General features: G+C 74.0%; 7 protein-coding genes and 1 pseudogene. 2 read left to right on the top strand and 6 right to left on the bottom strand.

Annotation, left to right across the window (positions count from 1 at the left end):
* The 5 genes and pseudogenes from QR78_RS15320 to fliF form a co-directional block, all read right to left on the bottom strand.
* Nucleotides 1-944 (bottom strand): annotated as a pseudogene (locus QR78_RS15320) (hypothetical protein); the annotation flags it as partial.
* Nucleotides 941-2,230: a chemotaxis protein MotC gene (locus QR78_RS15315; protein WP_048428403.1), complete on the bottom strand. Its 1,290-nt coding sequence runs from the start codon at nt 2,228-2,230 to the stop codon at nt 941-943. The gene QR78_RS15315 and the pseudogene QR78_RS15320, both read right to left, overlap by 4 nt.
* Entirely contained in the window at nt 2,227-3,567 is a 1,341-nt protein-coding gene (locus QR78_RS15310; RefSeq protein WP_048428402.1) for a MotB family protein, read from the bottom strand. The genes QR78_RS15315 and QR78_RS15310 overlap by 4 nt, the downstream gene beginning before the upstream one ends.
* A 1-nt stretch (nt 3,568) precedes the next feature.
* Nucleotides 3,569-4,444, bottom strand: coding sequence for a hypothetical protein (locus tag QR78_RS15305; protein WP_053220939.1), 876 nt, complete (start codon nt 4,442-4,444; stop codon nt 3,569-3,571).
* Nucleotides 4,444-6,186, bottom strand: a complete 1,743-nt coding sequence (gene fliF / locus QR78_RS15300) for a flagellar basal-body MS-ring/collar protein FliF (RefSeq protein WP_048428401.1) — start codon at nt 6,184-6,186, stop codon at nt 4,444-4,446. Before fliF ends, QR78_RS15305 begins: the two co-directional genes overlap by 1 nt.
* A 488-nt stretch (nt 6,187-6,674) precedes the next feature.
* Between fliF and QR78_RS15295 the strand changes: the two genes are divergently transcribed.
* Both QR78_RS15295 and QR78_RS15290 read left to right on the top strand, forming a co-directional pair.
* Nucleotides 6,675-8,183 (top strand): L,D-transpeptidase family protein, encoded by a 1,509-nt coding sequence (locus QR78_RS15295; protein ID WP_179945933.1) that lies wholly within the window; start codon nt 6,675-6,677, stop codon nt 8,181-8,183.
* Nucleotides 8,184-8,498: 315 nt separating this feature from the next.
* On the top strand, nt 8,499-9,887 hold the full coding sequence (locus QR78_RS15290) for a TadE/TadG family type IV pilus assembly protein (protein WP_089504131.1): 1,389 nt from the start codon (nt 8,499-8,501) through the stop codon (nt 9,885-9,887).
* A gap of 13 nt (nt 9,888-9,900) precedes the next feature.
* Here QR78_RS15290 and QR78_RS15285 read toward each other — a convergent pair whose 3' ends face one another.
* Nucleotides 9,901-10,947: a YeiH family protein gene (locus QR78_RS15285; protein WP_048428400.1), complete on the bottom strand. Its 1,047-nt coding sequence runs from the start codon at nt 10,945-10,947 to the stop codon at nt 9,901-9,903.
* Between the last annotated feature and the right edge of the window lie 70 nt (nt 10,948-11,017).

Here is an 11,017-nt window from a genome sequence, read left to right as displayed (position 1 = left end):
GGACGGGCAACGCCTGAGACCGGGGCGAAATGGGTTTCCTGCGCGACCACGGAGGCCATCGGCTGCATCGCGACCCCGGCAGCGAGCGTCGGGAGCGAACCGGCGGGCGCCGGCATAGCGTCGGCCACGATGCGCAAAGCCGAGGCCGCTGCGCCGGCCCGCGTGCCGGGGGGAGCCGCCGGGGCGACCGGAACGGGCATCGCCGCGTCGAGGCGCGTCGGCCACGCGATGACGGCGAGGGGACCGGACGCAGGCACGGGATCGGCCGGGGGAGGGTCGGCCACGGCCGGCACCGGCCCGGCCTGCGGTTCGGCCCCGTCCGAAGCCGGCATCGCCGGATCGGTGGCCGGCGCAGTCGCGTCCGTCGTCGCGGCGGCCCGGGCCGGCGCTGGTGACCGGGACGGCGCCTCGCGGGTCGCGGCCGGCATTTCCCGCTGCCCGAGCCGGGGCTGAACGCCGTCCGGCGCGACGGGTCGCGACGCGATCTCGGGCACGGGGATGCCGGCCGCCGGAGCCTCGGCAGTCGTCGGCGTGGCCGGTATCGGCGCGCCGGGGACCGCCGGTGCGGAGGGAACAGCCGCGATCGCGACTCCGGCCATCGCCGAGGGCCCGGGGTTCGGCACGGCCGGCCGGTTCGCGGCTCGCTCCATCAGGGCAGCGATATCGACGGCACCCGGACGAGCGGGGGTCGCGGCCGGGCCGGCGAGAAGCGCGCCGAGGCCCGCCGCGCGGGGGGCCGGCTCGGCCGGCGCGGAGGCGGGCTCGGAGGAGGTCGGGGTCCCGCCCTCCGGCGGGGCCGGCGGTTCCGGTCGCTCGCGGCTCTCGAGGAGTTCGAGCACGGCATCGAAGCCGGGGGCGGCGTCCGGGCGGGCCGGCTCGCCGGCGGTGCGGCCGCCGTCGAGACGGGTGCGCGGACCCTGCAGCATGGCGTCGAGGGGGGTCACGGGTCGTCGGTCCTGTCGATCATCCGATCGACCCGCGCGAGCGCCTCCTGCGCGCGGGTGATCGAGGCGGCCTCGGGAATCTGGCGGCGGGCGGAAGGCGGCTCGGCGGCGGGCGGCGGCGGGGCGCCGCCGCGGATCTGGCGGGCGGTGGAGAGCGCCGCGTCGAGGAGCGCGAGGTCGGCCGGGGCCAGCCCCGCCCGGTCGACGCCGCGCAGGGCGTCGAGCCCCTCCTCGTAGCGGCCCTCGGCCACGATCAGGGCGGCGGCGCGGTAGAGCCGGCCCCGGGCGGCGGCCTCGCTGTCGGGGCCCGCCAGGCTGAGCGCCCGCTCGGCCGCGAAGGTCGCGGTCTCGCGCCGGCCCTGCTCCAGCCCGGCCCGGGCGACCAGGAGGTAGAGGTCGCGCCGCTCGCTCGGCTCGATCTCGTCGAGCATCCGTTCGAGCTGGGCGACACGGGACCGGTCGCTGTCGAAGTCGAGGCGGGTCAGTGCCGTGGCGAAGCGCTGGCGGAAGTTGCCGGCATAGACCGAGCGGCGGAACCGCCGCAGGTACTGGATCGACAGCACCTCGAAGCGCTTGGCGTCGCCGCCCTGCGCGTGGATGAAGATCTCGCGGCGCAGCGCGCCCTCCTCCACCAGGGTGCCGGGGGCGAGGAGCCGCGCGAGGTCGAGGAGCTCGATCGCCTTGCGGGGCGCCTCCCGCACCGTGACCGCCGCCTGGGTCAGGGCGAGCTGGCCGGCGAGGCCGGGGGGCTGGGTCCGGGGATCGTAGCGGCCGAGCAGGGTGCGCGCCTCGCGCTCCCTCCCCTCCAGGTAGGCGAGCGAGCCGACCACCAGGGCCGAATCGGCCTCGGGCAGCTTGCCGGTCTCGATCATCCGGCGCAGCAGGGCCGGCCCGCCGCCGCTCAAGGCGAAGACCACCGCCGCCCGCAGGTTCTCGGGGGCGGCCCAGGTCTCGGGTTCGAGGGCGAGCAGGCGCTGCTCGATATGGCCGAGGAGCTGGCGCTGGGCGAGGTGGGCCTGGGTCGAGCCGCGGGCGATGCGGTCCTGCAAGAGCTGCAGCGTGCGCACCAGCTCGACCGGCAGCCCGCGGGGCGCCACCGGCAGGGGCTCGATCGGCTTGGGCGGCTCGCCGTGGCCGCCCCCCCCGCCATGTCCGCCACCGCCGCCGCCATGCGCGTCGGCGGCCGGCGCGCCGTGCCCGTCGCCGCCGGCACGCGCCGGGAGCGCGGCCGAGGCGAGCCCGGCCAGAAGGATACCGGCCGTCGCGAAGGCCCGCAGGCGCCTCATTCGGGCAGCCCCCGCACCAGGATCTCGATGCGCCGGTTCTCCGCCGCCTTCGGGTCGGCGGTGTTGCGGGGGGCGCGGTCGGCGTAGCCCTCGATGCGCTCGATGCGCGATTCGTCGACGCCGCCGCGCACCAGCATGTAGGAGGCCATCTGGGCCCGGGCGGTCGAGAGGCGCCAGTTGTCGTAGGTCTCGGAGCGGAACGGACGCGCGTCGGTATGGCCGCGCACCACGATGCGGCCGGGCCGGGTGTTGACGATCTTGGCGATCTTCTCGATCGCCCGCACGACCTTCGGGGTCGGCTCGGCCGATCCGACATTGAACATGCTGAAGCCGATGTCGTCGGTGATGCTGATCAGGATGCCCTCGCCGGAACGGCGCACCTCGACGTTCGGCATCGGCGTGCCGATGGCGGCGGGTGCCACCGCCTTGGCGATCTCGGCCTTCATCGCCGCGACCGCGGCGGTCTCGGCCGCCTTCGCGGCGTCCTTGGCGGGATCCTTGGCGGGATCCTTGGCCAGGTCCTTCGGAGCCTCCTTGACCGCCGGCTCCTTCAGGGCGGCGACCTTGGCGCCCCCGTCCTTCGACGCGTCCTTCGCGATGTCCTTGGCGGCGTCCTTGGCCGGGTCCCGCGGCGTGAGCGGCAGGCCGTCCTCGGCCGAGGCGACGCGGACCGGCGCGTCCTTCGGGTCCCGGGGCTTGGCGGCGGACGCGACCTGGCCTGCGGCGTCGAGGCGGTTCTCGGCGGGGGCCGCGACCGTCGTGCCGACCTTGCCCGGCCGCTCGGTGCGGTGGCGCGGCAGCGCCTCGACCTGCCAATAGAGCGGATCGAACGGATCGCGCGCCGCGTCGCCGCCGCTGATGCCGGGCTGGCCGGATTCGAGCGCGGCCGCGTCGGCGCTCGCGACGTCGCTGCGGTCGGTCTCGGCGGCGAGCCGCGCCAGCACCGCGTAGGGATCCTGGAACAGGGCCGATTCCCGCGCCCGGCTGCCCGGCGCGGCCTCGCCGGCCTTGCCCTCGCCCTTCCCCTCACCCTTGCCTTCGCCGCCCTTGCCCTCGGCCTTGCCGCCCTCGGCGCCGGGCTCGGAGGGGGTGTCGTGGGGATCGCGAAGACCCTTCTTGTCGTGGGTGACCTCGGCGAGCTTCACCGGGTTGAAGTACTCGGCGATGGTCTGCTTCTGTTCCTTGCTGGTCGAGTTGATCAGCCACATCACCAGGAACAGCGCCATCATGGCGGTCATGAAGTCGGCGAGCGCGATCTTCCAGGCGCCGCCGTGGTGACCGTCCTCGTGGTCGCCGTGGCGCTTGATGATGATGATTTCCTGGTGGCCCTCGGACATGTCAGATCTCCGCCACCGCCGCCGCGATGAGGCGCGTCCAGGCGCCGAGCTGGGTGTCGATCACGGTCTGGTCGGCGCTCACCTGCACCTCCGCGGTCTGCGAGGGCGTGAACGACACGGTGTCGGCGAGGGGGCCGAGCCGGGCGGCGAGCGCCGCCAGGAGGTCCTCGGGCCCGCTCACCCGGACATTGGCCGCCTGCGGCTGGCCGAGCAGCCGCGCCAGCGCGCCGCTCAGCTCCGCCATCGCCTGGCGGCGCAACGCGTCGGTGAGGACCGGCGCCAGGAGCCGGGCGATCCGGTCGGAGAGGGTCGCGTCGAGGGCGCGGAGCGCCGCCGAGAAGCCGTCGGCCAGGGCCTCGGCCTCGGCCGCGCTCCAGTGCCGGCGCGCCGCCTCGAGGCGGAGCTCCGCCGCCTCGTCCGCCTGGCGGCGGGCGATCTCGGCCTCCTCCCGCGCCTCGGCGAGGCCCTGCTGCCGGCCACGCTCCTCGGCGGCGGCGAGGAGCGCCGCGCGCTCCTCGGGCGTCTCGCGCTTGGAGTCCCGCCGCGGCTCGCTCTTGAAGGCGGGCTGGAGCGGAGCCGGACCGGCCTCGGGCGCCGGAGCCTCGGGCCGCAGCGGGGCGAACCGGATCGGCGCGAAGGCCTCCGCCGCCGGCTGCGCCGCCGCCGGGCGGGGCACCGGCAGGGGCTGCACGATCTCGCGCAGGAGCGCCTCCGCCACGCGAAGATCGGCCGGAGCCGCTTCGGAGGGAGATGCCGGGCGGTGCGGGGCCCGGGCGAGGCCGGCCCAGGGGTCGTCGAAGGTCTCGGGCGCGGCGGGCTGCGCGCCGACCGGGGCGGCGGGAAATTCCGGCAGGTAGCGGGAGATCGCCGCGTTCATCACGCCAGCTCCTCACGCAGCAGCCAGCGCTTGAGGATGGCGGCGACCTGCTCCTCGTCGAGGTCGATCATCTGCTCGAGGCGCTTCTGCGGCGAGTTCTTCGCCTTCTCGGCCATGTCCTCGATCAGGCTGGCCATGGCGGGCATCCCGTCCGGCCCGGCGAGCGCCGGCTGGCCGGGGACGACTTGGCCGGGGAGGACCTGGCCGCCGGCGAGCGCGCCGCCCGGCGCCGGCAGCGCCCCGGTCTCGGCGCCCGGCAGGGCCGCCGCGGCGCCGGCCGCCTCGAGGGCGGCGATCTCCGCCTGGGCCGCCTCCGGCACCGCCAGGATGGCGCGGAGCGCCGGACGCAGGCCGAACCAGATCAGGAGGCCGGCGACGATCAGGATGGTGGCCGCGTTGATGAGGGTCGCGGATTGCCGCATCATCACGTCGGCGAGGCTGAGCGGCGGCACCGGCTCCAGGGCCTGGCCGTCGTTGATGAAGCTGACCGCCGCCACCTTCACGGTGTCGCCGCGGTCCTTGCTGGCGCCCGCCGCCGAGGCGACGATCTGCTCGATCTCGGCGATCTGCTTCTCGATCGCGGCGGCCACCGCGGCATCCGGGGCCGGCTGGCCGTTCTGGGTCCCGCCCTGCGGGACGAGGCGCGAGCGGTTGACCAGCACCGCCACCGAGAGGGTCTTGACCGCGTAGCCGTCGCTGACGGTCTGGACGCTCTTCTGGCCGATCTCGTAGTTGGTGAGGTCCTCCTTCTTGGAGGTCTCGTTGCTGGCGGTGTCGTTGCCGTCCGAACGGGTGCGCTGGTCGGGCAGGTTCTGCTGCGCGCTGGTCGGCCGCTGGGCGCTGCGGTTCTGGCTGTTCTCGTTCTCGCGCACCGAGCGGACCGAGCGGGCGACCTGCTGGTCGGGGTTGTAGGTCGTCTCGCTGGTCGAGGTCTTGTCGGTGTTGAGCTGGGCCGCGACGCTGACCTCGAAGTTGCCGAGGCCGAGATACGGGGTGAGCGCCCGGCGGATCCGGTCCTGCACCTCGCGGCTGAAATCCTTCTCGAGGCTCGCCATCTTGCCGGTCGGGGCCTGGGCGCCGTCGTCGCCCGACAGGAGCAGGGTCCCGTCGGCGCCGATCACCGTGACCCGGTCGGGCTTCATGCCGGGGATCGCCGAGGCGACGAGCTGGCGGATCGCCTGGGCGCCGCTGCGGTCGTCGGCGGGCTCGGTGCGCACCACCACGGAGGCGGAGGGCGGCTGCTGGTCGCGCCGGAACGAGCCGCGCTCGGGCAGCACGATGTGGACGCGCGCGGCGCGCACGCCCTTCATGCCCTGGATCGTGCGGGCGATCTCGCCCTCGAGGGCGCGGACCCGGGTCACCTCCTGCATGAACGAGGTCATGCCGAGCGAGCCGAGGTCGTTGAACAGCTCGTAGCCCGACTTCGAGCTCTGCGGCAGGCCCTTCTCGGCGAGCAGCATCCGGGCCTGGGCGGTATTGCCGTAGGGCACCAGCACCGCGGCACCGTCGGCGCTGACGTCGAAGCGGATGCCCGCATCCTTGAGCACGCCGCCGATGCGGGCGACGTCCTCGCGCGAAAGCCCGGTATAGAGCGTCTCCTGCGCCGGGCGGCTCAGGTAGTAGGCTCCGAGGCCCACCGCCAGGAACACCACGAGGCCGATCAGCCCGAGCGCCGCGAGGCGGCGCGGCCCGAGCTCGACGATGTTGCTCCACAGCCTCTCGGCTTGCTCGCGACCGGACATCTCTTTTCGCCAATCCCGTCCCAGCGCAGGCGACCTTGCCTGATCGCTCTGTGACGCGGCTGCCTTGTGCGGAGGTTGCGGGGCGTCATGCCGGCGCCGGGCAGGCCCCGACCCGCGGCCATCCGACCCGGCGCGGCGGGCCGGCAGGCTTTTGGTAACCCTCGCGTGACCAAGCTGGGGGCGTCCCTGTCCGAGGCCGGTGATGGTATTGCGTGTTGCGTTTCCGTACCTGACGTCGGCGGCCGCGGTCGCCTGGATGCTCGGCACCGGCCTCGCGGCCGCCGTCGAGCCCGCCCGGCGCGAGCCCGCCCGCCCCGGTCCCGACCCCGGCGGCGCAGGCCGGCCCAGTCCAGAATTCTGCCCCCGTCCCGCCCGCCGCGGTCGAGCCCGCCCGGCGCGAGACGACGGCCGCGCCCGAGCCCCTGTCGTCGTCCGCCGATGCGCCGCCGCTGCCGGTCGGCCCGATCAAGCCCGGTGCCGCCCCGAGGATGGGCGAGACGAGGCCGGTCGAGGGCAAGCCGGCCGAGGCGCGGCAGGCCGAGCCGCAATCCGGCGAGGGCAGGCCGGCCGCCAAGAAGGTCTCGCGCGAATTGCCGCCGCTCGTCGTGGCGCGGATGTCGCAGGACACCACCCCGACGCTGACCCCGGCGACCTTCCTCGACACCCTGCGGGCGGCCGAGCGCTACCAAGGCCTGGTCGAGGCCGGCGGCTGGCCGACCCTGCCGTCCGACCTCACGGTGAAGCCCGGCGAGCGCAACCCGGCGATCCCGCTTCTGCGCCGCCACCTCGTGATGACCGAGGACCTCGCGCCCGGCGGCCCGGAGGGCGACCAGCTCGATCCCGGCCTCGTGACGGCGCTCAAGCGCTACCAGGCGCGGCACAACCTGCCCGAGACCGGGCTCCTCGGGCGCCAGACGCTGGCCGCCCTCAACGTGCCGGCGAGCGTGCGCCAGCGCCAGCTCGCGGCCTCGGCCAACCGCCTGATCGGGTCGAGCTTCCCGTTCGGGGACCGGTACGTGGCGGTCAACATCCCGTCGGCCGCCGTCGAGGCGGTGGATCACGGCAGCGTCGCGCGCCGCTACGTCGCGGTGGTGGGCAAGCCGGAACGCGCCTCGCCGATGGTCGAGACGAGGATCACCAACATCAACTTCAACCCGACCTGGACCGTGCCGGTGTCCCTCATCAAGAAGGACATCATCCCGCACATGCGCAAGGACCCGGGTTATCTTGCCAAGATGCACATCCGCATGCTCGACGGGCAGGGTCAGGAGGTGCAGCCGACCGCCGTCGACTGGTCGACCGAGCGGGCGGTGAACTACACCCTGCGCCAGGACCCGGGCTTCGACAATTCCCTCGGCCAGGTGCGGATCGACATGCCGAACCGGCACGCGGTCTACATGCACGACACGCCCTCGAAGTCGCTCTTTTCCCGCGACGTGCGCTTCCACTCCTCGGGCTGCGTGCGCGTCGCCGACGTGAAGGCGCTGGTCGGCTGGCTGCTCGAGGGTACGCCGGGCCCGAACGGCCCCGGCTCGAACTGGGGCCCGATGGAGATCGAGACCGGCATCGCCACGGGCGAACGGCGCGACATCAAGCTGGCCAAGCCGATTCCCGTGACCTTCGTCTACCTCACCGGCTACGCCACCCCCGACGGCCGCGTGCACTTTCGCGACGACGTCTACGGCCTCGATACCGGCAAGGAACCCGGCAAGGAACCCGGCAGGGAACCCGGGAAGTCGGCGGAGCCGGCGGTGACGGGGGCGATCGCGAAGCCGGCCCCGGGCAAGGCCGTCCCGGGCCAGGCCGGGCCCGGCAAGGCAGCGCCGGCCAAGCCAGGCCTTGCCAAGCCCTCCGCGACCAATCCGGCCGCAGTGAAACCGGCCGGCGCGAAGCCGGCAACGGACTCCGGACGGACCTCCCCCGAGCCCTCCGCCAAGGCGGCGCCGCCCCGGACGGCACCGTCCGCCGAGCGCCGCGCCACTGCACCGGCGACCTGATCCACCGCCGGCATCCCGGGTCCGTCCTGCAGATCGCGGCACGCGAGCAGCGCCCGATCGCCTGCAACCGGGCGCCGCTTTCGGTCATCGATCGCGCCGCATGTTCTATCGCCGAACCGGTGCCCACTTCGTCGGACAATGCTCCAGCGCCACCGTGATCACGCCCCCGCCCCCAGCACAAAGATGCCGGGGGCGGGTATCTTTCATCATTCGTTATGACCTGTCGCGGCCAAGCTAACGCGTTAGCTCCCACGCACGCGCCGCAGGCATGGCCCCGATCCGACGATCCGATCCCCGCTCCGCGCCGGGTCCCCGATGACGCCGCCCGGCGATCGGCGCCCGCGCGACGCGCATCCGCTCCGGCGCTTCGCCCGGGACCGCAGCGGCGCCTTCCTGATCGCCTTCGCGGTGGCCCTGCCGGTCCTCATGGGTGCGGTGAGCGCCGCCGTCGAGTACAGCCGCCTGCTCTACCGCAAGGCGCAGCTGCAGAGCGCCGCCGATGCCGGCGTTCTGGCCGGCGCCAACATGCTCAAGCTCGCCAACGCGGACGACGCCTCGGTGGTCAGCATCACCCGGCAGGCGATCGAGGCGCAGGCGCGCACGCCGGCCGACCGGCGGAGCCTCGTCAGCGCCGAGGTCGGCGACAGGCGCAGCTCGGTCTCGACGGTGGTCGAGGAGACGGTGCCGTCGCTCATGGGCAAGCTGCTCAGCCTGCCCTCGACCACGATCGTGGTCCGGGCGACCGCCCAGCTCGTCGGCTCGTTCCGGCTCTGCCTGCTCGCGCTCGACAATTCGGCCAAGGGCGCCCTCGACCTCGAAAAGCGGGCGCAGGTCACCGCCGAGGGCTGCACGCTCTACTCGAACTCCAGAAGCGCGAGCGGCATCCAGGGCAAGGACAGCGCCACCGCCCGCGCGCTCTCGATCTGCTCGGCCGGCGGCTTCGACGGTTCGAAGGCCCTGTTCACGCCGGCGCCGATCACCGACTGCACGCCGATCGACGACCCCCTGAAGGACCGGCCGCTGCCGAGCCCGAGCTACGACTGCGTGATCCTGAGCCCGTCCGCCAATCCCAGCGGAAAGAGGCCCTCCGGTCCTCCGAACATCGTGACGGGCGTCGTCAGCCTCGATCCCGGCACCTATTGCGGCGGCCTGCGCATCACCGAGACCGCCAGCGTGACCCTGCGCCCCGGCACCTACGTGATGCAGGACGGACCGCTGATCGTCGACAAGACCGCGAACCTGACCGGCCAGGGGGTGGCGTTCTACTTCACCGGCAGCAAGGGCGGGATGCTGTTCGACAAGGACACCACGGTGAGCCTCACGGCGCCGACGAGCGGGCTGATGGCGGGGCTCCTGATCGCCGAGAGCCGCACGGTCGTCAATCCGGTCCCGGTGCCGATCGACACCTACGTCACGCCCCCGCCCCCGCCGCCCCCGGGCGGCGCCAAGCCGATGCGCGAGTACCGCATCCTCAGCGACAACGCCCGCACGATGCTGGGGACGATCTACCTGCCGGCGGGCCGGCTGATCGTCGACAGCAGCCGCCCGGTGGCGGACCAGTCCGCCTACACGGTGATCGTCGCCCGGCAGATCAACCTCTACGAGGGCCCGAACCTCCACCTCAACGCCAATTACGGCGCGACCTCGGTGCCGGTCCCCGAGGGGGTCGGGCCGCGCCCGGGCGCGGCGACGTTGCGCAACTGATGCTCGCTCCGGCTCAGGAGATCCCGAGCCCCCGCACCAGGGTGATGCTGACGAGGAGCAGGACGGCGAGGGAGGCGACGACCGCCAGCGTCACCCGCCCGCCGACCCGGGCCACCACCCGCACGTCGACCCCGAGCCCGAGGGCCGCCATGGCGATCACCGTCAGGATGCCGGCGATCCGGGTCAGCGGCGCCAGCGCCGCATCGGGCACGAGGCCGAGGGAACGGGCGGCGGCAAGGCCGAGGAAGCCCAGGATGAACCACGGCACCAGCTTGAAGAAGCCGAGCTTCTTCCTCGCCCCGGCCGGCGCGCCTGGCTCGTCGCGCAGGCGCGGGGCGACGAGGGACAGGCCGAGCACGACGGGCCCGAGCATCAAGACCCGCACGAGCTTGACCAGCGTGCCGACCTGGGTGCTGACGAGGCTCACCGGCACCGTGGCGGCGAGCACCTGGGGCACGGCGTAGACCGTGAGGCCGGCGAGCACGCCGTACTCGGTCGGGTTGGTGCCGAGCAGCGGGATCAGGAGCGGCAGGCCGAGCACGACGAGCACGCCGAGGATCGCCGTGAAGGCGATCGAGGAGGCGACGTCGTCGCCGCTCGCCCCGATCACCGGGGCGACCGCCGCGATGGCCGAGTTGCCGCAGATCGCGTTGCCGCAGGCGATCAGGATCGACATCCGAGCCGGCAGGCCGAGCATCCGTCCGATGGCGTAGCTGGCGACGAGCGCGATCACCACGGTGGCGACGATGCCGGTGAGCAGGGCCGGCCCCGAGGCGACGAGCGCCTTGAGGCTGATCGAGGCGCCGAGCAGCATCACGGCGACCTCGAGCAGCTGCTTGGCGCTGAAGGCGATGCCGATGCGCCAGCGCGGTCCCGGCTCCCAGAGCGAGCGGATCGCGATGCCGGCGAGGATCGCGATCACCAGCGCCTCGACGTAGGGGTGGTGGACGAGGTGCTCCTCCGCCGCCTGGACCAGGCTCGCCGCCGCCGTGACGGCGACGCACAGGGAGAGGCCGGGCAGGACCGCGATCGCGGTGCGCCCCATCGTGTCAGGCCGCATCGCCGGGCAAGCTCGCGCAGGAGGGTCTCTGGGAAGACGGTCGTGTGAGGGGAAGCGAGCCTGGGCTCAC

Origin of the sequence: Methylobacterium indicum, assembly GCF_001043895.1 — a bacterium.
GTDB lineage: Bacteria > Pseudomonadota > Alphaproteobacteria > Rhizobiales > Beijerinckiaceae > Methylobacterium > Methylobacterium indicum.
This window is presented reverse-complemented; position numbering and strand designations above follow the sequence as displayed.

Coding starts and splice junctions, on each gene's coding strand:
- QR78_RS15305 (WP_053220939.1), bottom strand. CDS start 4,444: ATGAACGCGGCGATCTCCCGCTACCTGCCGGAATTTCCCGCCGCCCCG.
- QR78_RS15310 (WP_048428402.1), bottom strand. CDS start 3,567: ATGTCCGAGGGCCACCAGGAAATCATCATCATCAAGCGCCACGGCGAC.
- fliF (WP_048428401.1), bottom strand. CDS start 6,186: ATGTCCGGTCGCGAGCAAGCCGAGAGGCTGTGGAGCAACATCGTCGAG.
- QR78_RS15315 (WP_048428403.1), bottom strand. CDS start 2,230: ATGAGGCGCCTGCGGGCCTTCGCGACGGCCGGTATCCTTCTGGCCGGG.
- QR78_RS15285 (WP_048428400.1), bottom strand. CDS start 10,947: ATGCGGCCTGACACGATGGGGCGCACCGCGATCGCGGTCCTGCCCGGC.
- QR78_RS15295 (WP_179945933.1), top strand. CDS start 6,675: ATGGGCGAGACGAGGCCGGTCGAGGGCAAGCCGGCCGAGGCGCGGCAG.
- QR78_RS15290 (WP_089504131.1), top strand. CDS start 8,499: ATGACGCCGCCCGGCGATCGGCGCCCGCGCGACGCGCATCCGCTCCGG.